This is a genomic window from Azospirillum sp. P4_B5, from assembly GCF_056402275.1.
This window is the reverse complement of sequence record NZ_JBFUHT010000066.1, coordinates 21,845-43,425: the sequence shown is the minus strand read 5'-3', so window position 1 is coordinate 43,425 and position 21,581 is coordinate 21,845. Positions and strand designations below refer to the sequence as shown.

Annotated in this window: 5 protein-coding genes, 1 tRNA gene and 1 pseudogene; 5 read left to right on the top strand and 2 right to left on the bottom strand. The window is 68.3% G+C overall.

Annotation, left to right across the window (positions count from 1 at the left end):
* Together AC1DVI_RS29875 and AC1DVI_RS29870 are read right to left on the bottom strand one after the other, a co-directional pair.
* Positions 1 to 14,831, bottom strand: a 14,831-nt coding sequence (locus AC1DVI_RS29875; RefSeq protein WP_476961052.1) for a filamentous hemagglutinin N-terminal domain-containing protein, incomplete at its 3' end; no start/stop codon positions are given.
* Between the two features lie 21 nt (positions 14,832 to 14,852).
* Positions 14,853 to 16,412: a ShlB/FhaC/HecB family hemolysin secretion/activation protein gene (locus AC1DVI_RS29870; protein ID WP_476961051.1), complete on the bottom strand. Its 1,560-nt coding sequence runs from the start codon at positions 16,410 to 16,412 to the stop codon at positions 14,853 to 14,855.
* A gap of 679 nt (positions 16,413 to 17,091) precedes the next feature.
* Between AC1DVI_RS29870 and AC1DVI_RS29865 the strand changes: the two genes are divergently transcribed.
* The 5 genes and pseudogenes from AC1DVI_RS29865 to alr all read left to right on the top strand — a co-directional run.
* Positions 17,092 to 17,709, top strand: coding sequence for a substrate-binding domain-containing protein (locus AC1DVI_RS29865; protein WP_476961050.1), 618 nt, complete (start codon positions 17,092 to 17,094; stop codon positions 17,707 to 17,709).
* A gap of 347 nt (positions 17,710 to 18,056) precedes the next feature.
* Positions 18,057 to 18,132: transfer RNA gene (locus AC1DVI_RS29860), tRNA-Trp, on the top strand.
* Between the two features lie 360 nt (positions 18,133 to 18,492).
* Positions 18,493 to 19,347 (top strand): RNA polymerase sigma factor, encoded by an 855-nt coding sequence (locus AC1DVI_RS29855; protein WP_476961049.1) that lies wholly within the window; start codon positions 18,493 to 18,495, stop codon positions 19,345 to 19,347.
* A 74-nt stretch (positions 19,348 to 19,421) separates the two neighbouring features.
* Positions 19,422 to 20,486: a patatin-like phospholipase family protein gene (locus AC1DVI_RS29850; RefSeq protein WP_476961048.1), complete on the top strand. Its 1,065-nt coding sequence runs from the start codon at positions 19,422 to 19,424 to the stop codon at positions 20,484 to 20,486.
* Positions 20,483 to 21,520 (top strand): annotated as a pseudogene (alr, locus tag AC1DVI_RS29845) (alanine racemase); the annotation flags it as partial. The gene AC1DVI_RS29850 and the pseudogene alr, both read left to right, overlap by 4 nt.
* Positions 21,521 to 21,581 lie beyond the last annotated feature (61 nt).

Genomic DNA, 21,581 nt, shown 5'->3' with positions numbered 1-21,581 from the left:
AGCGCGGTCGTGCCGCCCACCGCGGCGTTGAACTGCGTGGCGCCGCTGCCGTTGACGGTCAGCGCCTGGGCGCCGTTCACGGTGCCGTTGAAGGTCACCGCACCGCTGCCGGCGTTGACCGTGGCGGCCCCCGCCAGCGTCACCGGGCCGGCGACGGTGAAGGCGCCGTTGCCGGTGGCGTAGGTGCCCATCAGGCTGGTTTCCCCGCCGTAGCTCTGGGCGCCCGCCGTGGTCACGTTGACGAGGCTGGTGTAGCCCGTGCCGGTGGTCAGGCTGGCGAGCGCGGTCGTGCCGCCCACCGCCGCGTTGAACACCATCGCCCCGGTCGAGATCGCCGTCAGGTCCTGGGCGCCGTTGACCGTCCCGTTGAAGGTGATCGTGCCGTAGCCCGCGTCCACCAGCGTCGTCCCGGCCAGCGTCGTTTCACCGTTGAAGGTGATCGGGCTGTTGAGCGAGCTGTAGGCGCCGTTGAGCGTCGTGGCGGCGCTGTGGGTCTGGGCGCCCGTGGTGGTGACGTCCAGGACGCTGACCGTGGCGCCCGCGTTGGTGGTCAGGCTGGCGAGCGCCGTCGTGCCGCCCACCGCCGCGTTGAACTGCGTCGTGCCCGTCCCGGCGATGGTCAGCGCCTGGGCGCCGTTCACCGCGCCGTTGAAGGTGGCCGTCCCGGCGTTCACCGTCGTCGCCCCGGCCAGCGTGGTTGCCGCGTTGGCGGTGACCGTACCGCCCGTGTAGGTGCCGTTCAGGGTGACCGCGTCGTTGTAGGTCTGGGCGCCCGTGGTGGTGACGCTGCGCAGGCTGCTTGTGCCGGTGGCGTCGGTGGTCAGGCTGGCCAGAGCCGTCGTGCCGCCCACCGTGCCGGTGAACTGCGTCGTGCTCTTGTTGTTGACCGCCAGGGCGTAGGCGCCGTCCACCGTGCCGGCGAACAGCACGCTCGACCCGCCGTTCACCGTCGTGTCGCCGCCCAGCGTCGCCGCACCGTTGGCGGCGAAGGCCCCGCTGCCGGTGGTGTAGATGCCGTTCAGGGTGACCGCGTCGTTGTAGGTCTGCGCCCCTGTCGTGGTGACGTTGCGAAGGCTGCTGGTGCCGCCGGCATCGGTGGTCAGGCTGGCCAGAGCCGTCGTGCCGCCCACCGTGCCGGTGAACTGCGTCGCGCCCTTGCTGTTGATGACCAGGGCTTGGGCGCCGTCGACCGTGCCACTGAACAGCACGCTCGACCCGCCGTTCACCGTCGTGTCGCCGCCCAGCGTCGCCGCACCGTTGGCGGCGAAGGCGCCGCTGCCGGTGGTGTAGGTGCCGTTCAGCGTGACCGCGTCGTTGTAGGTCTGGGCGCCCGTCGTCGTCACCGACTTCAGGCTGCTGGTGCCGGTGGCGTCGGTGGTCAGGCTGGACAGAGCCGTCGTGCCGCCCACCGTGCCGCTGAACTGCGTCGCGCCCTTGCTGTTGATGACCAGGGCCTGGGCGCCGTCCACCGTGCCGCTGAACAGCACGCTCGACCCGCCGTTCACCGTCGTGTCGCCGGCCAGCGTCGCCGCACCGTTGGCGGTGAAGGCCCCGCTGCCGGTGGCGTAGGTGCCGTCGAACGTCACCGCATCGTTGTAGGTCTGCGCGCCCGTGGTGGTGACGCTGCGCAGGCTGCTGGTGCCGGTGGCGTCGGTGGTCAGGCTGGCCAGAGCCGTCGTGCCGCCCACCGTGCCGGTGAACTGCGTCGTGCTCTTGTTGTTGACCGCCAGGGCGTAGGCACCGTCCACCGTGCCGCTGAACAGCACGCTCGCCCCGCCGTTGACCGTCGTGTCGCCGGCCAGCGTCACCGCACCGCTGGCGGTGAAGGCGCCGTTGGTGGTGGTGTAGGTGCCGTTGAGGGTCGTGGCGGCGCCGTGGGTCTGGGCGCCCGTGGTGGAGACGTCCAGGACGCTGACCGTGGCGCCCGCGTTGGTGGTCAGGCTGGCGAGCGCCGTCGTGCCGCCCACCGCCGCGTTGAACTGCGTCGTGCCCGTCCCGGCGATGGTCAGCGCCTGGGCGCCGTTCACCGTGCCGTTGAAGGTGGCCGTCCCGGCGTTCACCGTCGTCGCCCCGGCCAGCGTGGTCGCCGCGTTGACGGTGACCACGCTGCCCGTGTAGGTGCCGTCCAGCGTCACCGCATCGTTGTAGGTCTGGGCGCCCGTCGTCGTCACCGACTTCAGGCTGCTGGTGCCGGTGGCGTCGGTGGTCAGGCTGGCCAGAGCCGTCGTGCCGCCCACCGTGCCGGTGAACTGCGTCGTGCTCTTGTTGTTGACCGCCAGGGCATAGGCGCCGTCCACCGTGCTGGCGAACAGCACGCTCGACCCGCCGTTCACCGTCGTGTCGCCGCCCAGCGTCGCCGCACCGTTGGCGGCGAAGGCGCCGCTGCCGGTGGTGTAGGTGCCGTTCAGCGTGACCGCGTCGTTGTAGGTCTGGGCGCCCGTGGTCGAAACCGACTTCAGGCTGCTGGTGCCGGTGGCGTCGGTGGTCAGGCTGGCCAGAGCCGTCGTGCCGCCCACCGTGCCGGTGAACTGCGTCGCGGCCTTGCTGTTGACGGCCAGGGCGTAGGCACCGTCCACCGTGCCGGCGAACAGCACGCTCGACCCGCCGTTCACCGTCGTGCCGCCGGCCAGCGTCGCCGCACCGTTGGCGGTGAAGGCGCCGCTGCCGGTGGTGTAGGTGCCGTCCAACGTCACAGCGTCGTTGTAGGTCTGGGCGCCATTGGTTGTCACCGACTTCAGGCTGCTGGAACCGCCGGCGTCGGTGGTCAGGCTCATCAGCGCCGTCGTGCCGCCCACGGCGCCGTTGAACTGCGCCATGCCCTTGTTGTTGACCGCCAGGGTGTAGGCGCCGTCCACCGTGCTCATGAACAGAACGCTCGACGTGCCGTCCACCGTCGTGTTGCCGCCCAGCGTCACCGCGCCGATAGCCGAGAAGACCGCGCCGGTGGTGTAGGTGCCATCCAGCGTCACCGTGCCGCTGTAGGTCTGGCCGCCCGTGGTCGAAACCGACTTCACGCTGGCCGTCCCGCCGGCATCGATGGTCAGGCTCGTCAACGCCGTCGTGCCGCCCACCGTACCGGTGAACTGGGTCGCGCCGCTGCTGGTGATCACGAGAGAGTTGGCCCCGTTCACCGTGCCGCTGAACAGAACGTTTCCGCTGCCCGAGTTCACCGTGGTGCCGCCCGCCAGCGTCGTCGCGCCGGTCACCGTGAAGGCGCCGTTTCCGGTGGCGTAGGCGCCCTGGAGGCTGGTCGCGCCGGTGTAGGTCTGCGCGCCCGCCGTCGTCACGGCGCGCAGGCCGATGGTCCCGGCGGTGACCGTCAGATAGGCCAGGTTGCTGGCCGCCCCGCCGAGCGTCATCGCGCCCTGCCCGGCGAGCAGGGTCGCCCCGTATCCGCCGCCGTTGAGCGTGCCGCTCACCGACAGGTCGCCGCCGGTCGCGGTCACCGTGCGGTTGGCGCCCGACAGGGTCAGGTTCCCGGTGACGGTCACCGACTTGCCGGACAGCGCGCCGCCCAGCGTGGTGTTGCCGGTGTAGGTCTGCGTGCCCGTGGTGGTGACGTTGCCCAGGGCGATGCTGGTGCCCTGCACCGTCACGCTGGCCCGGGTGGCGTCCGAACCGACGCTGTACACCGCCCTGGTCAAGGACACCGCACCCCCCGTGGAGATCAGGGAGACGTTGCCGCTGTTCCCGGCGTTGATTCCGGTGGTGGCGTTGCTGTCGGTGATGGCGCCGCTGGCGGTGACGGCGATGTCGCCGTCCGTGGTGGCGAGATTGCCCAGGTTGAAGCTGGTGCCGGCCAGATAAATTCCGCCCGTCCCGGTCACCATCGCCGAGATGTTGGCGATGCTGCTGGTGAAGGCGGCGGTGCTGGTCCCGATCCCGGTGTTCGACGTCAGGTTCAGCGCGCCGCCGGTCAGGCTGGTGCCGTTGCCGGTCAGCAGGCTGCCGCCCGCCGCCGACAGGTTGATGACACCGCTCACCCCGGCGTTGACCGTACCGACCGTCAGGTCGCCCGCCGTCGCGGTCAGGCTGACCGTGCCGACGCCGGTCACGGAGGTCGCCGTCATGCCGGCGCTGCTGGTGGCGGTGACGGTGCCGTTGGCGCCGAGGGTCGCCGCCGTCAGCGTGCCGGTGTTGTTGACGGTCAGATTCTTGCCGGAGCCGGTCAGGCTGGCGTCGATGGTGCCGACCGTGGTGTTGAGGGTGGTGTTGCCGCCGTTGGAACCGCTGGCGAAGGTCAGCGAACCCGCGGTGATCGACAGCGAGCGCGGCGAGGCGCCCGCGGCCACCACGTCAGTGGCGCCCTTCAGGGTCAGCGCGCCCGTGCCGAGGTTGATCGCCGCGGTCGGCAGGGTCAGCACCCCGCCGGACTGCAGCAGCAGGTTGCCGCTGGTCATCGACAGGCCGGCGCTGGCGTCCAGGTTGCCGGCGGTGCGGATGTAGGCGGACCCGCCCGTCCCCAGGGTGACGAGGTTGTTGCCCAGCGTCAGGGCGGCGCTGTTGACGTTGTCGACCGAGATGACCGGCGTGGTGCCGGTGGCGGTCAGGCCGGTCAGGCTGGCCATGTTCATCTTCAGCGGCGTGCCGGCGCCGGTGGCGGCGTCGGTGACGGTGCCGATGTCGCCGCCGGTGGCGGTCAGGCTGGCCGAATGGCCGGTCACATGGGTGCCGTTGCCGCTGCCCAGGATGGAGCCGGCGGCGGTCAGCGTGACCGCTCCGTTGGTGGTGTTGGCCGACACCGACTGAACCGTCATCGTGCCGGCGGACGCGATGGTGACCGAGCCGCCGGAGGCGGTGGCCGAGGTGACGGTGACGCCGCTGGTGGTGGCGTCGGTCACATAGACGCTGCCGGTGGCGCTCGCCAGGGTCAGGCCGCCGGTGGTGGTCTGGACCGAACGGCTGGAGGTGCCGACGCCCTTGCCGCCGGTCAGCGACACGGTGCCGCCGACGATCCGCGTCTCGGCAAGACCGTCGTCATACACCCCGCCCCCGGTGGAGCTGAGGGTGACCGCCCCGGTGCCGGCGTTGATGCTGCCGGCGATGATGTCGGCGTCCACGGCGGTGGAGGAGATCGTGATCGCCCCGCCGCCGGTGCTGGCGTTGACCACCTGGAGGCGGTCGCCCGCCTGCACGTCGATCTTGCCACCGGTCGTCGCGGCGTAGGCGAGCGAGGAGGCGCCGGTCGTGCTCAGATAGATGTCGCCTGCCCCACCGTTCACCTGCAGTTGGGCGCCGCCCACGCCGACGCGGGCGGAGGAGGTGCCGATGCCGCCGGCCCCGTTCAGCGCGACGGTCTTGGCGGTGACCGCGGAACCGCCGTTGGCGGCCAGGATCTTGCCGCCGCCGCCGGTAGCGCTCAGCGTGACCGAGCCGTTGTTGGCGCCCGCCGTCACCGTCCCGGCGGTGATGGACCCGCCGGTCGAGGTCACGGTGATGCTGTTGCCGGCGGCGTCGGTGGCGATGGCGACGTTGGTCAGCGTGATGTTGCCGCTGCCCGACACCACCACCGGGCCGTTCTGGACGGCGGCGCTCAGCCCGCCCGTCAGAGACCCGGCGATGTCGAGATAGACGCCGCCCGCACCCGTGACGTTGGTGGTCAGCGCCCCGGTGCTGGACGTCGTGACCTTGAACGCCGCGTCCGCCGTTCCGATGCCGGCCCCCGCCGTCAGCGTGGCGCTGCCGGTGCCGAGGCTCAGGCTGGTGCCGCCGTTGAGGATCCGGCCGGCCGTCGCCGTCAGGGTCAGCGCCTTGCTGCTGTCGTAGGACAGGTTGGAGACGGTCAGGTCGCCGGCCGCCGCGATCACCGTCAGGGCGCCGCCCGTGGTGATGGAGCTGAGGTTCAGCCCCGCCGCGTTCTTCACGAACAGGCCGCCGGAGCCGCTGCTGGCGGTCAGGCTGGACACGTTCATGCCCAGCGCCGTGGCGCTGCTGCCGATGGCGCTGCTGTTGTTCTGCTCGTTGGTCTTCTTCTGCGCGTCGAGCTTCAGGGAGCCCGCGGTGATGGTCGATGAGTTGTTCACCGCCGTGATGTTGCCGGCGGTCGAGCTGTTGCCCGTGGCCGTCAGGCTGACCGTGCTCGACGCCCCAGTGTCCACCGTACCGATGGCGATCGCCCCCGGCGCCTTGAAGGTGAAGTCCAGGCCGGTGCTGTCGGTCAGCGTGGTGAAGGTGGTGACGCCGCCGCTGTCCGTGACGTTCCAGCTCAGGTTGGTGGCCGTCAGGCTCATCGTGCCGGACGTGGTGGTGCCGGTGGACGGCGTGCGGTCGATGGTCAGCTTGGCGAGGTCGAGCGTGTCGGCGATCGTGAAGGTGCCGGGCGTCTTGATCGTCAGGTCGGTCGTCGCGACGTTGAGCGTGGCTCCCGTGTCGGCGATGCTTCCCTTGATCGCGGACAGCTCGACGCTGCCGCCGGTGACCAGATTGCCGTTGCTGCCGAGGATCTTGCCGTTATGGCTGGTCAGCGACACCGCACCGGTCGTGGTGATGGTCCCGGCGGTCAGGGTGGAGGTGCTGGTGGAGCCGGTGGACAGCGTGATGGCGCCGCCGCCGGTGCTGACCACCGACTGGGCGATCAGGTTCTTGCTTTCCGACACTGCGATGCTGCCGGCGGCGCTGGCGGTCAGCGTCGTGGTGTCGCCGGAACCGGCCGACGTCGAGATGGCGGTGACGTTGCCGATGGACCCGCTTGCCGTCAGGTTCACCAGATTGCTGCCGCTGATCGAGCCGCTGAGGATCGAGCCGCCCTGGTTGTTGATGACCGCGTTGGCGCCGTTCATGGCGATCGTGCCAAGCGCGATGTCGCCGATGGAGTTGTTCAAGGTCAACGCGCCGGCCAGATTCATGGCGTCGATGACCGTCGAACCGTGCAGGTTGATCACGGCGCCATTGTTGGCGTTCACCGTGAGGTTGCCGGTGGTGATGCCGATGTATTGGCCACCGGTCTCGCCGACCGCACCGGAGGAGGCGGTCAAGGTCGCGACGCCGGCGTTGATCTTGAGGCTCGGGCTGCCGGTCCCGATGATGCCGGGGGACGCGATCAGGGCGATCGTGCCCGTCTTGCCGACGTTCAGGCCGCCGACGACCATCTTGCGGTGGCTGTCGAAGGTGAAGCGCACGCCGCTGGCGTCGGTCAGCGAGGTCAGCACCGTCTGGGTGCTGCTTTCGGCGCCGCTCAGCGCGATGGCCGCATCCGCCGTGTTGACCGAAGTCAGGCTGTAGGTGCGGTCGTTGATGCTCGACGAGGTGCTCTTGATCTTCAGCGTGCCGATGCGGGTGTCGGATTCGACGTAGAGATCGCCCTTCACGTTGAAGGTCGCGGACGACGCCGACAGGTGGATCTTGTTGCTGGAAGAGCCGATGGCGCCGCCGCTGCTCAGGGTCGCGGTGCCCGCGGTGATGCGGTTGGCCGGGTTGCCTGCGTTCGCCGAGGCGGCGCCCGTGATGCCGCCGGCGCTGGTCAGATCAACCGTGCCCCAGTTCTGCACGTTGAGCGTGCCGATGGACAGCGCGTGCTGGGTGTCCAGCTTGAAGACGAGACCGGTGGTGTCGGTCAGGTCGCTCAGCGTGGTGGTGGTGCCGTCGTCCGTCATGGTGAAGACGAGCTGCGGCGCGGTGATCTGATAGGTGCCGGCGCCGGTCGTCCGCTTGCTGGTCAGCGACAGCGCGGTCAGGTCCCGGCCGTTGTCCACGAAGGCGTCGGTCGCCGTGGCCAGCGCAAGCGTGTCGGCCATCGTCCCGATGTGGTTGGACGACGCCCCCGCCTGACCGATGGTTCCGGTCGAGGTGAGCGTGACCGTGCCGGCGGTCACCATCGCGTTGCCGTTGCTGAGGATGTCCTTGCCGGTGCCGGTGGTCTCGATCGACACCTTGCGGGACAGACCGCCGTTGATCGTCCCGAGGGCGACGCTGTTGTCGCTCTTGAAGCTGAAGTCGAGGCCGCTGTTGTCGACGACGTTGGCGAGCGTGTACTGGCTGCCGGTGTTGGTGTCGGTCAGCGCGAAGGTCAGCCCCTGCGACCGGATGTCGTAGAAATTCTGCGTGCCGGCGGAGCCGTGCTTGACGTCCAGGGTGAGGGCGTAGAGGTCGGCGCTGTTGGTCAGATAGACGTTGCGCCCGGCCGTGACGGTCAGCCGCTGCGTCTCGGTCAGCAGCGACGTGCCGGACGCGCCGATGGACCCGCCTTCGACCGTCAGCGTCACGCTGTCCGCGCGCAGCGTCGTGGTTCCGGTCTGGAGGAGCGACCCGCTGTTGGTCACCGCGATTTCTGCCGAGGAGGCCGACACGTCCTTCAGCGTCAGGGTGCCCGAATTGCTGAGGTCCAGCGAACCGGTCAGCTTGGCCGACAGCGTGCCGACCTTGGTGTTGAGCTTCTGAGTGCTGCCGGCGGAGGCCGCCGTCAGCATCAGGCTGCTGGCGGTGATCAGGGAACTGCCGTTCGTCGCGTTGATGGAGTTGCCACTGGTGGCCGTCAGATCGACCGTACCGGTGGAGCCGACGTCGATCTTGGAGACCCGCAGAGACTTGTCGTTGCTGATCGCCAGCTTCAGCCCGTTCTGGGTGACGTCCGTCACCGTCAGGCCGGTCGTCGACGAGTCGCTGAAGGTGGCGGTCAGGCCGGTCGACGTGATGGAGTAGGTGTTGGTGCTGCCGGAGCCGGACTTCTGGTGCCGGGTGTCCAGCGTCAGGTCGGTCAGCGTGTCGTTGTTGCCGACCGAAACGTTGCCGCCCGAGGTGATGGCCAGCTTCGTCGTGCTGGTCAGGACGGAGCTGACGCCGCCGACGTTGCTGTTGGTGCCGGTGGCGGTCAGCGAAACCTGACCCGCGGTGATTCTCCCGGACCCGTTCCCGTTGACCGAAATGCCGCCGCTCGCTCCCGTGGCCGCCCCGGTGGAGATCAGCGCCACCGACCCGGTCGTGCTGGTGCCGGCGTCCATCGTGCCCGCGACGATGCCGCGGTCCACGCTGTAGCGCAGGTTCATGCTGCCGTTGCTCGGCGTGGACAGGTTCAGAGTGTGGACGTTGCCGGTCCCATCCACCGTGAAGCTGCGGTTGGAGCCGAGGGCGTTGAACTGGTAGGTCCCCGTCCCGGTGGACGACTTGTGCGTGATCGTGACGTCGAGCGCGGTCAGCGCGGTGTTGCTGTTGTTGAGGTAGATATCACCGTTGCTCAGCACGGTCAGCGACGAGGCGGAAGTTTTCACCGCCCGCGTGCTGGTCCCGATCGAGCCGCCGTTGGTGCCGGTGCCGTTGGCCGACAGGGTCACCGTGGACGCCAGGATGCTCCCGCCTCCGCTCATGGTGATCGTCGAATTCTCGCCGCCGCCCGCGGTGGTCAGGCTGACCGCCCCGCCGCTGGCAGCGATTTCGACAATCTCGATGCTCTTCTTGCCGGTGAAGCTGAAGTTGCTGTTGCTTGCACCGGTGATGTCGATCGTCGTCTTGGTGCTGCTGTCGGACAGCGAGTAGATCTGGGAACCGGTGCTGCCGATGGAGAAGATGCTCTTGGTCGCGTTGGTCGTGGTGGCGTTCGTGCTGGTGATCGCCAAGCTGTTGAAGGCGCGCCCGTTGTTGTCGACGTAGATGTCCCGCCCGGCGGTCACCGACAGATCGCCGGTATCGAGGCTGATGGCTCCGTAGAGGGTCGAATCACCGATGGAGGAGGTGGTCCCCGCCTCCAGCGACACCTTGCCCGCGGTGATCTTGCTGCCGTTGCCGGTGTTGGTGACGCCGCTGGACGAAACGATGGCGACGCTGCCGCCCGTTCCGACGTTGATCGTGCCGACCTTGACCGTGCGCGACGAATTGAAGGCGAAGTTCAGCGCCGTGCTGCTGGTGACGGTCTGAATCGTGGACTGCGACGAGCCGTCCGACAGGGTGAAGACCTGCCCGTTGACCGTGGTGATCCCGATGGTGCCGCCGGAGTAGGAGCCGCGCGTCAGGGTAAGGTCGGTCAGCGCCATCGTGTTGGTGATGCCGACGGACCCGCCCGTCGTGATCGACAGGTTCGCCGTCGTCAGATTCAACGCGTCGGTGCCGCCGACGCTTCCACCGGCGGTCAGGATCACCTTACCGGCGGCGATGGCGGTCGTGCTGTTCGAATCGTCCTGGATGCTGCCGCTGGTGTTCGACAGGGTGACCGTGCCGGTGCCGCTGTTGGCGTTGACCGTCGCGATGGTCATGGTGCCGTTCGACTTCCCGACGGTGATGTCGCCCCCCGCCGTCAGGCTGCTCAGCGCGGTCGCGCCGGTGCCGAAGGAGAGCCACATCGAACCGCCGGCGGTCGCCGTGACCGTTCCGGCGTTGGCGCTCAGCGCATTGGCGGCGGAGCCGATGTCCTTCCCGGCGGTCAGCGTCAGGGTACCGGAGCCGCTGCGCAGGGTGGCGTTGTTCGGGTTCAGGATCGACCCGTTGGTCGCCGTCACCGTGATGTCGCCGCTGCCGTTGGAGGTGAAGCTGGAGCCGAAGGCGATGTCGCCCCACGTCGCCGTCACCACGATGGGGTTGGAGCCGGCGCTGAAGAAGCTGCTGCCCAGCGTGACGAGGTTCTTGTAGTTGTCGAAGCCCGTCGAGGTCGGCAGGGTGATGTAGATGCCGCCGTCCGACGCCTTGGCGTCCAGGAGCGGGGTGACGATGTCGAGATATTCGGTGCCCGTGCCGCTGCCGATGGCCTTGCTGGCGGTCAGGCTGACCGACCCGGCCAGCACCACCGTGTTCTTCGATCCGTCGTCCAGGATCGAACCGTTCGTCGTCTCGAATCGGGCGACGCTGTACTTCGTGCCGGGCGAGACGCCGCTGGAGGGGATGACGCCCGTCTCGCCGGTCAGATCGACCCGGCCCAGCCGGATGTCGCGGTCGCCCTTGAAGGAGAAGATCAGGCTGGTGGTGTCCACCAGCGTGCTCAGCAGATAGCCGTTGGTGGCGTCGTCGGTCATGCCGAAGACGAAGTTCGGCGCGGTGATCGAGTAGCCGTTCACCACCGTCGTGTCCACGTGCGTGCTGGTGATGGCCAGCTCCGCAATGTCGGACAGGTTGGTGAAATGCAGGTTGCCGCCGGTGGTCAGCGTCAGCTTCGTGGCGTTGAGCGCCAGCGGAGCGGAGACGTCGCCCAGGCTGCCCGTCGCGGCGCTCAGCGTCACGGTCTCGGCGTCGATCCGCGTGTTCAGGCTGCCGTCGTCGCGGATGCTGCCGGCGGTGGAGGTCAGGGTGACCGTGCCGCCCGTCCCCACCGTGGCCAGATCGCCGACGATCAGGTCGATGTCGCTGTTGAAGCTGAGAGTGGACAGCTTCGGGCTGCCGACCGCTTCCAGGATGGTCGCGGTGCCGTTGTCGCCGACCGAGAAGTTGAAGTATTCGGAGGTGAGCTGCAGCGCGTTGGCGGCCCCGCCGACATGGCGGTTGGTGATCGACAGGCCGGTCAGGATCACGCCGCTGTTGTCGAGATACAGGTCGCCGACGTTGGTCAGCGTCAGCGAACCCGTCGAGGTGCGCAGATGGGTGGCGGAGCTGCCGATGGCGCCGTCCGTCTTCAGGGTGATGGCGTTGGCGGACAGCCGGTTGTTGGCGTCCTTGCCCAGGATGGCGCCGCCGGTCGCCGTCACCGAGATCGCGCCGGTGTTCGCCGCCTTGATCGTCCCCAGCGTGGCGGCGCCGCCGCTGACGGTGAGCGAGATCGACGAGCCGGCGGAAGTGATGTTGTCCACAGTCACGGCACCGGTCTGCATGACCGTGACGTTGCCCGCATTGTTGGTGACCGTCAGCCGCTTCGCCGCGGTGTTGACCGTCACGCTGGAGCTGTCGCCCCCGGCGGCGAGGGTGACGTTGTCGCCGGTGATCGTGCCGGACAGGCCGGAGATGCTGCCGTTGGCGGTCGTCAGGGTGACGTTGCCGTTGGCCCCGGCATTGACCGTGGTCGCGGTGATGTCGGACACCGTGCCGTTCGCCGTGACGGCGATGCTGCTGGTCCCGTTGGCGCTGGTGATCGTCCCGATGGTGGTGGTGCCGCCGGTGGTGATCGCGACGTCGCCGTTGGTCGAGACGATGGAGCCCAGCACCGTCGAGCCCGACGTCGTCAGGTAGACGCCGCCCGCGCCGGAGGTGGCGTCGATGTTGTAGGAGCCGGCGGTCAGGGCCGTGCCGCTGGTGCCGACGCTGCCGGCGGCGTTCAGGACCAGGCTGTAGGCGCTGATGGTGGTCGAGGCGTCGGCGTCGTTCAGGATGCTGCCGCCGCTGCTCAAGTTCAGCGCGCCGCCGCTGGTCACCGCGCCGACCGTCAGGTTGCCGGTGGCGGAGATGGTGGTGGCGCCGCCGCTGGTCAGGTTGGCCAGGGCCAGCGCACCGGTGTTCGACACGGAGACGCCGCCGCTGCCGGCCGTGGTGGTCAGGCTGGCGCCGGCGGTGTTCAGCGCCTGCGACGACGTGCCGATGGCGCCGTTGCTGCCCGAGGAGCCGCGGGCCGTCAGCGTCAGCGCGCCGCCGGTCAGCAGGCCCGCGCTGGTGCCGGTGATGTTGCCGGCGGTGCTGGTCAGCGCGACGGACCCCGCTCCGGCGTTGACCGTGCCGACCTGGATGTTGCGATCACCGCGGAAGGCGAAGCTGTTCAGGCCGCCGACCTGGCTGATCGTGTCGAGCGCGGTGCTGCCGGACGAATCGGTGACGGTGAAGATCAGGCCCGTGGAGGCCAGGAAGAACTGGCTGTCGACTCCGACCGTCCGGTGCGTGCTGGTGACGGAGAGGTCGGTCAGCGTCTGGTCGTTGGTGACGAACAGGTTGCCGCCGGTGACCAGGGAGAGCTGGGTGGTGCTGGTCGACACCGCAGCACCGCTGGCGCCGATGGCGCTGCCGGCGGTCAGGGTGACCGGGCCGCCGACGATCCGGCCGGCGTCCAACGCGGTCAGCGATCCGCTCTGGGCGTTGACGGAAACCGCCCCGGCGCTTCCCGAGACTGGCGTGGTGTCGATCAGGTTGGCGAGCTGGACATTGTTGGTGGCCGTCAGCCGAACCGCGCCGCCGCGGGTCGTCAGCTTGCCGATGTTGGTCAGGCTGCTGGCCATGCCGTTGGCTTCCAGCACGATATCGCCGCCGTTGGTGCGGATCTCGTAGCTGGCGTCGGTGAAGGCGATGCCGTTGCTGGTCAGCGACCGCAGGGTGAAGCTGTGGCCGGACGTGGTCTGGAGATCCAGGCTGGTCTCCACCGTGATGAGGCCCGACGCCTCCAGCACGATGTTCGCGGTGCCGGCGATGCCTTCCAGCACCTGCTTCGACACCGTGTTGACGGAATCGCCGCTGCCCAGATTGGGATCGTTGACGCCGATCGTGCCGTCGCCGGCGGCGCCGTCCTGGCTGCCTCCGGCGGAGCTGACGATGCGCAGGCTTTCCGGGTCGAGCAGGAAGGTGCCGGCCGCGCCCTTGGGCGCGGTCAGGTCGACGCTGCCGGTCAGAGTGATGTCCTTGTGGCTGGACACCTCGGCGAAGCCGCCGTCACCGCCCTCGGCACCGCCGCGGGCGGAAATTTTACCAGCGTGCTTTGTGCTTTTCTGCGACAGCACCGTCACGCTGCCGCCCTTGCCGGACTTGACGGCGTCGGCGGACAGGGTGGCCCCGGCCTCCACCGTCACCTTGTCCGACCAGGTGCCGGAGCGGCCCGTCTTGCTGCCGATGGCGACCTCGCCGCCGCCCTTGCTGCCGGAGGCGTCGACGCGGGCGTTCTTCTTCACGGCGATCTCGGCGCCGGTGGCGACGACGGTGCCGCCGGTCTGCCCCTCCCCGCGCCCGCTGGCGTCGACGGTGCCGCCGATGACGACCTTGCCGTTGTCACCTCCGGACAGGACGATCTTGCCGTTGGCGCTGCCGACCGAGGTGGCCTTGATGACGCCGTCGGTGTTGATGACGTTGTCGATCACGCCCTTCACGGCGCGCGCCGACAGGGTGACGCTGCCGCCCTCCGCGGCGATCTCGCCGGAATTGACGACCAGCGCCGCAACCGGCTTGCCGTCCGCGTCCTTCGCCACCGTCTTCACGGCGGAGCTGGCGTCGAAGCTGATCAGCCCGTCGCCGTGGAAGTCGAGCGTGAAGGTCTCGGCACCGCCCAGCGCCACCTTGCCCAGCTTCGCTCGGATGACGCCGGAGTTGCGGACGTGCGGGGCCACCAGGGCGGCCAGGCCGCTGTCCTTGACGGTGATGTCGCCCTCGTTCACCACCATGGCGTTCGGCTTGGTGGAGGCCTGGTCGAACTGGTACTTGCCCGCCATGAAGTTGGCGTCGGAGATGTTGGCGGTGGTCGCCACCAGCCCGCCGACGTCCACCTTCGCCCCGGCGCCGATCACCACGCCGTTGGGGTTGACCAGCATGACCGTGCCGTTGGCCGACAGGCTGCCCATGATCTTGGACGGGTCGGCGCCGGTGACCCGGTTCAGCGTGACGCTGGAGGCCGAGGGCTGCTGGAAGTTGACCCTCTCACCGGCGTCGATGCTGAAGGACTTCCAGTTGATGATGGCCTTGTCGGTGGACTGCAGGATCTCCATCGACTTGGGGGTCGCCGACTGGATGGTGGCGGCACCCGCGGTGACGGTGCCTTCCAGCGGATTGGCGTAGGCGGCGCCGGCGAACAGGGTGGACAGCGCCACGCCGATCACGCTGCGCAGCGCCAGCCGCGCGAAGTCGATGCCCCCCTTGGCCTTCGCCGCGCGGCGCTGGCGCCGGGTGCCGCCGCCGCGCTGGGGCGCCTCCGTCGCGGACGACAGCAGCAGCCGCTGGCGCAGCGTCTGCCGGTGGCGGCGCGCGCCGGGAATCTCGGTGATGCCGGGAGTGGTGGTGAGGTTGCTCTTGCCCATGTCCTGTATCCCCCGGCCCTATCAGTATTGCGCTGTGATGTTGAAGAAGACCCGCATGTCCTTGTCGCCCTCGGTCGCGACGCGGCGGGTCAGCGGCTTGTCGATCTCAAGCGTCGCGAAAAGCCGCTCCACGAGGCCGGCGCGCACGCCGCCACCCACGGAGACCAGCGAATTCCGGCTGTTCTGCTCCAGGCTGGAGCGGTTCCACACCTCGCCGCCATCGACGAAGCCGTAGATCTGGACGCCCTGCGCGAAGGCGTTCTCCGGCAGCACCGGCGTGTAGCGCAGTTCCAGCGACCCGGCCCAGCCGCTGTCGCCGGAGATCTCGCCCTCGTCGAAGGCGCGGCCGTAGCTCGGGCCGCCCAGCGCGATCTGCTCGCTGGCCAGCAGCGGCGTGCCGGCGGCCTGCATCGTGGCCGTCGCCAGGATGCTGAAGTTGGCCGGCAGCTGCTGCACGCGGGTGATGTCGGCGGTGAGCTTGGTGAAGTCGCTGCGCCCGCGCTCGCGCGAGGCGTAGGCGGAGCCGAGCTTCGTCGCGTCAAGGATGTCCAGCCCCTGGTGGACGAGGCCGCGCACCGCGGTGATGCCGTCCCAATTATCGGTCCGGTCGTAGCTGAAACCGCCGCGCAGGATGCGCAGGCGGTCGCGGTTGAAGCGGTCGCCGGAAATGTCGGTGTTCACGTCGCGGTACTCGAACTCGCCGACGGCGCGGAGGTTTTCCAGGCGCGAGCGGATCACCGGGTAGCTGAGCGTCCCCACGCCCGCCGCCACCCAGCTTTCCACGTCCAGCGGGTCCAGCGTCAGGCCGGGGCGCGATTTGGAATAGGAGCCGGTGGCGGAGAAGGTCAGCCCGTCGCCGGTCACCAGCGCCTGGTAGCCGGCGCCGACCGACCAGGCCCGCGACGCCGGAGAGGACACGCGCCCGCTGAGGTTCACCGTGTCGGCGTTCGGCCCGAAGGAGTTCAACGCCGCCGTCGCGGTGGTCTGGGCGGTCCCGAGATAGGGCGTGTTGCGGTTGCTGAACGACACCAGGGCGTCCATCGCCTTGCGGTCCGTCTTCACCACCACCACCGAGGCGCCGAGCGTGTCCGGCGCCGGCTCCAGGCTGGCGCGCACGCTCAGGCCGGCGAGGTCGTTCGCCAGGAGAAGGCGGCGCTCGACCTCGGCGACGTTGATCGGCTTGACGCCGCGCAGCGGCTCCACCAGCCGCTTCACCGCGGCCAGGGCCGGGCCGATGTCGTCGGGATAGGTGATGTCGGACACGAAGCCCTCGACCACCTGGAGGCGGAAGGTGCCGTCCTCGATCGTCTGGGCCGGAACGATGACCCGGCTGGTGATGAAGCCGTCGTTGCGGTAGCGGAACTCAATGTCGTTGGCGATCTTGAACAGGTCCGCCACCGACACCTCGCGGCCCAGCATATCCTGGTAAGCGGCCCTGAGGCTGTCCTGGCTGTAGGCGGTGGCGCCTTCGATGGTGACGTCCCGCAACGTCAGGCGGTAATTCTCGGCCCCCGCCGGCGCCTCCGCCGCGGGCGCCTTGGGCACGGTCACCGCCCCGCCCGGCACGGAGGGCAGCGGCATCACCGGGCGTGGCGCCTCCGGACGCGGTTCCGCGCCCGAGGGGAGCTGCGCCGGCAGCTGCTGCGCGAGCGCGGGAGCAGCCACACCCGCGAGAATAGCGCTTGCCACGAAGCAAGCCCACCATGACGCTTTTCTCTTATCCACATCTTTACTAAGGACGGAGATGGACGAGGCGGCTTTGGTGGACGAGTTCATAGGACCGATACCTTCGCGCGATGGTCGTTGCTAACCTTTGATTAACGAAGATCCCGTCGGATCTCCATCTGAGGTAGCTATTTCTATCATACGATTTTGGAGATGGTGTTAGTCCTAGTTTGTCGGAATTTGTAACATTCATATCTCCGTCATGAGCGGTGCCGGAGCGGCGCGCATACCGGGACACCGCGCCGACCGAGGGCGTTGCGCACGCTCCCTTCACGGGAATGCGCGCAATCCCAGACGGCTCATGGCCGACACGGTTATCGATTTTGGATGGTTCGCTGGGGAGGCCGCTGCATGGCGCTTGGCCATTATACATCTTAGATTGTGGCGAGCGGAGGAACACGCCACACGCAGTTCAATCTGGCTGCTGGGCCCACGGTGGTGGCGTGCGTTGTTCCTCACACGTTTCCAAGTCTGTTCCGTGCTCTATGCACAAGAAAAAGGCGTTTGGACACAAGCGGTCTGGACAATGACCTCCATGGACATGTCGGGCGCGCGGTTGGATGGTGCGGTGCATTTGTTTGCCGCCGGCAGCCTGAAGGCCGCGCTGAGCGAACTGGCGCAGGCGTTCGAAGCGCGGGTGGGCATCCGGGTCGCCACCGTCTTCGCCCCTTCCGGTCTGCTGAAGGCGCGGCTGTTGCAGAGCGGGGAAAGCGGCCTGTTCGCCTCCGCCAACATGGCGCATCCCCGTGCGCTGGCCGACGCCGGACGAGCGACGACCGTTCACCCCTTCGCGCGCAACCAACTCTGCGCCATTGCCCAGCCGGAGGTGGAGGTCTCGGAGGACACGCTGCTCAACCGCCTGCTCGACCCGGGCATCCGGTTGGGCACCTCGACGCCGCAAGCAGATCCCGCCGGCGATTATGTCTGGGACGTCTTCCGCAAGGCCGAGGCCCTGCGCCCCGGCAGCTTCGCGGCGCTGGAAGCTCCAGCGTTGAGGATCGTCGCCCTGCCTGCGGCGATGGCGGTGGGCGCAGACTATGGGCTGGCCGTGCTGAACGGCACGGACCGCGCGCGGGCGGAAGCGTTCGCCCAAAGCATTCTATCCCCGGCCGGCCAAGCGATTCTGCAGGGCTACGGCTTTGCCGGCCCGTGATGCGAAAGCCGTTTGAATCCGCCGCTCTTCATACGTCAGCGATGTCTTCTGTGAAGTCATCTTTTAAAAATTGAAACCGATACTTTCAAAGATGGCTGACTTCTGCGGCTTGGTGAGCAGAAATATGCGCTGCGTGGCAGGAAGTGGCTTTGTTTGGTAAATTTTTTCTTTCCATATCGTGTGGGCCGAGGCTGACAACGGCCCGGCCACGTTCACGGTGCCCCCCCCTGCCCCATTCTCCGTCGTACTCCCGGTGAAAGAGCGCTTCATACCCGATTGCAGCAATTTTCCGCTGGTGCGGCGCCCTGAAATCGCCTAAAAGCGGCTTCCCGCTGCAAAGCGGCGACAGGAGTGTAGCTCAATTGGTAGAGCACCGGTCTCCAAAACCGGGGGTTGGGGGTTCGAGCCCCTCCACTCCTGCCATCCGGCAGAAGCTTTGGACGGCCCCGCACGCAGCGGCACCCATCTTCTGAATTATAGAAACCTGGAAACATTAACGGAACGGCGATCAAGCATTCGATCCCGTTGGTTAATCCACCTTTATCCTTGAAGCCTTGAGCGGCCCGGTGCCGCACGGCGTTACTATCCCCACACCGATCCTTCGCTGCGTATCCATAGAATCGACGCACCTGCCTGCGCGTGCATAGCCATGGCTTGATTATCAGGACATAGTGCGGTTGTGGTCGGATAGGCTTTTTTTTAGATAAGCTCGTGCGAAATACATAGGTATTTCGAAAAAAAGTATATCCAGTTCGTTCACGCATAGAACTTGGCGAGCGTCCCTTGAGCAAAACGCGCAAGGGACGTCATATGCAGCAAAGAGCGCAACCTTTAGGGGACCTCCCCACCGGAACAGCGTTGGATCGGCGGCGGGAAGCGAAGCGCCCCTGGCCCTCGCTGTCCATGGCCGGATCGCCGCGGCTCCTCTCCCGCACCGGGGAAGATCTCCATCAGCTGGAGGATTCCGGCCTTCTGGAACGCATCGCGACCGGAGACCAGACCGCCTTCTGGGTCTTCTGGTGCCGCCATTACACCGACCTGTTTTGGACATACCACCGGTTGTGCAAAGGAAACAGGCAGGAAATTCACGACTGCCTGAGCGGGCTCTGCATCAATCTGTCGGACGTCCTGCCCCTCTACGCACGCTCCATCATCAAAACGCGCACTTGGTTGCGACGCACCGCCATCAACCATTTCATCGACCGGCATCGCGCCCACCAGCGCCATCCCGTCCTGGTCGGCTCCCTCGTCGAGATTGCCTCCATCGCCGACGTTTCCAGCGGACGGGACGCCATGGACCCGGAACGCACCAACGCCGACCGCGCTCTGCTCGTCAAGGTCCTGGAATCGCTCGACGGCATCCGGGACGAGCGAATGCGTCAGGCCGCCCGCATGCGCTTCATCGAGGAACAGCCCTACGCGGACATTGCGGCGGAGCTGTCCATTTCCGAAGAGCTGGCGCGCAAATGGATTCAGCAGATCCGCAGCTATCTGCGCAGCGCCGTTCCCGATCACCGCGACCTGCTGGCGAAACCGCCGCCCGACACCCCCCAGGCGCGGCGCGCCACCAAACACGGCGTGCTGACCAGAACACGCCCGACCAAGGCCCCTCCCAAGGTGATGAAACCGGCGCTTTGACCAGCGCCGCACACCCGAGCACGACCCGTCCCATTCCGCCGTCCTCACCAGGACACCAACGACCGGAGCCATTCATGCCCGACCAGACCATGCCCGCCCCCGCCGTCCAACCCTCCAACCGGAAGAGCGCCAAGCCGATCAACCTCGCGCTCCAAGGGGGCGGCGCCCACGGCTCCTTCACCTGGGGCGTGATCGACCGCATCCTGGAGGACGGGCGCCTGACCATCGACGGCATCGTCGGCACCAGCGCCGGCGCCATGAACTGCGCCGTCACCGCCTATGGCCTGAGCATCGGCGGTCCCGAGGGCGCGCGGAGCAAGCTGCGCGAATTCTGGCGCCGCATTTCCGACGAGGCGAAGAAAGGGCCGCTCCAGCCAACCCCGCTCGACAAGATGTTCAGCAAGGGGAACATGGACTTCTCTCCGCTCTGGCAGATGTTCGACGCGCTGTCGCGCATGATGTCGCCGTACGAGCTGAACCCGATGAACCAGAATCCGCTGCGCGACGTGTTGTCGGACGTGGTGGACTTCAAGCGGCTGCGCAAGGCGCCGGCCTGCAAGACCTTCATCGCGGCGACCGACGTCTGCGCCGGCCGGCTGAAGGTGTTCGGTCCCAAGGACATCTCGGTGGACGCGGTGCTCGCCTCGGCTTGCCTGCCCTTCCTGTTCCAGGCGGTCCAGGTCGGCAACGCCTTTTACTGGGACGGCGGCTATTCCGGCAATCCGCCGCTGTTCCCGCTGATCGAGCAGTGCGACAGCCGCGACATCCTGATCATCCAGATCAACCCGGTCCGCGTGCCGGTGCCGCCGCGCACCGCCCGCGAGATCATGGACCGCGTCAACACGCTCAGCTTCAACTCCAGCATGATGCGCGAGCTGCGCGTCGTCGACTTCGTCTCCAAGCTGATCGACTCCGGGGAACTCAGCCCCGAGAAGCACAAGAAGATGCACATCCACACCGTCGACGCCGAAGAGGTCGTGGAGAAGCTGGGCGTCACCAGCAAGCTGAACGCCGACTGGGACTTCCTGATGTACATGTTCGAAACGGGCCGCCACAAGGCCGAGGAGTTCCTGGATCAGCACTTTGACAAGATCGGCAAGGAATCCTCGACCGACATCAGCGCGAAGTTCCTTGCATGACGGGAACGCGGACGGGCCGGCGGGGCAGCACCACCGCCTGGGCGGACATCGATCTGCACGCCCTCGGCCGGAACCTGGAACGGCTGCGCCGCAGCCTTCCTCCCGGTCAGGCGGTCTTCGGCGTGGTCAAGGCGGACGCCTATGGCCATGGCGCCGGGCCGGTCGGACGGGCGCTCCAGCGGTTCGGGATCGACGGGCTGGTGGTCGCCGACATGGGCGAGGGGATCACCCTGCGACGGGCCGGAATCACCGCCCCCATCCTGGTGATCGACCCGCCGCTGCCCAGCCAGCTGCGGCTGCCCGCCCTGCACCGGCTGGGCGCCACCGTCACCAGCGCGGCGGAGGCGCGGGCGCTCGCCACCGCCGCCAACCGCGCCGGGCGGACGGTGGAGGTGCATGTCCGGGTGAACACCGGCTTCGCCGGTTTCGGGGTGCCGCGGGCGGAACTGACCGACCTGCTGGCCGCCGTCGCCGCCGCGCCGGCGCTGCGGCTGGAAGGGCTCTACACCCACCTGTCCGGCGCCTATGGGCCTTACGAGGACGGCGGCTTGGCGGAGTTGGAGCGGTTCGGCGAGGCGGTCGAGACGGCACGGGCAACCGGGCTGCTGCCGCCGCTGGTCCACGCGCTCAGCAGCGCGGCGCTCGGCCGGCCCCTGCTGACCGAGGCCGCAGCGCGCATCGGCTGCACGGCGGTGCGCTGCGGCGGCGCCCTGTTCGGCATCCGCATGGTGGATGGGGAGCTGCCCCTCCCCCTCGCTCCGGTGATGAGCGTCAAGGCCCGCGTCACCCGCGTGACGGCGCTGGAACCGGGCGACGTCGCCGATTACGCCGCCGCCAGCGCCGCCCCCCGGCGCACGCCGGTGGCGGTGCTGCCCTTCGGCTTCTCCGACGGCCACCACCTGCACCGGCTGGCCGGCGGGGTCCTGCTGATCCGCGGACGCCCGGCGCCGGTCCTGGGCCGCCCCTTCATGAGCAGCCTGCTGGCCGACCTGACGGACATTCCCGGTGTCCAGCCGGGCGACGAGGCGGTCCTGATCGGGCGGCAGGGCGATCACCGGATCACCGCGGAGGACATCGCGGCGCGGTCCGGGCTGC

What these genes read in the sequence shown, in the direction of transcription:
- AC1DVI_RS29870 (WP_476961051.1), bottom strand. Translation starts at nt 16,412, where the DNA reads ATGCCGCTGCCCTCCGTGCCGGGCGGGGCGGTGACCGTGCCCAAGGCG.
- AC1DVI_RS29865 (WP_476961050.1), top strand. Translation starts at nt 17,092, where the DNA reads ATGGACATGTCGGGCGCGCGGTTGGATGGTGCGGTGCATTTGTTTGCC.
- AC1DVI_RS29850 (WP_476961048.1), top strand. Translation starts at nt 19,422, where the DNA reads ATGCCCGACCAGACCATGCCCGCCCCCGCCGTCCAACCCTCCAACCGG.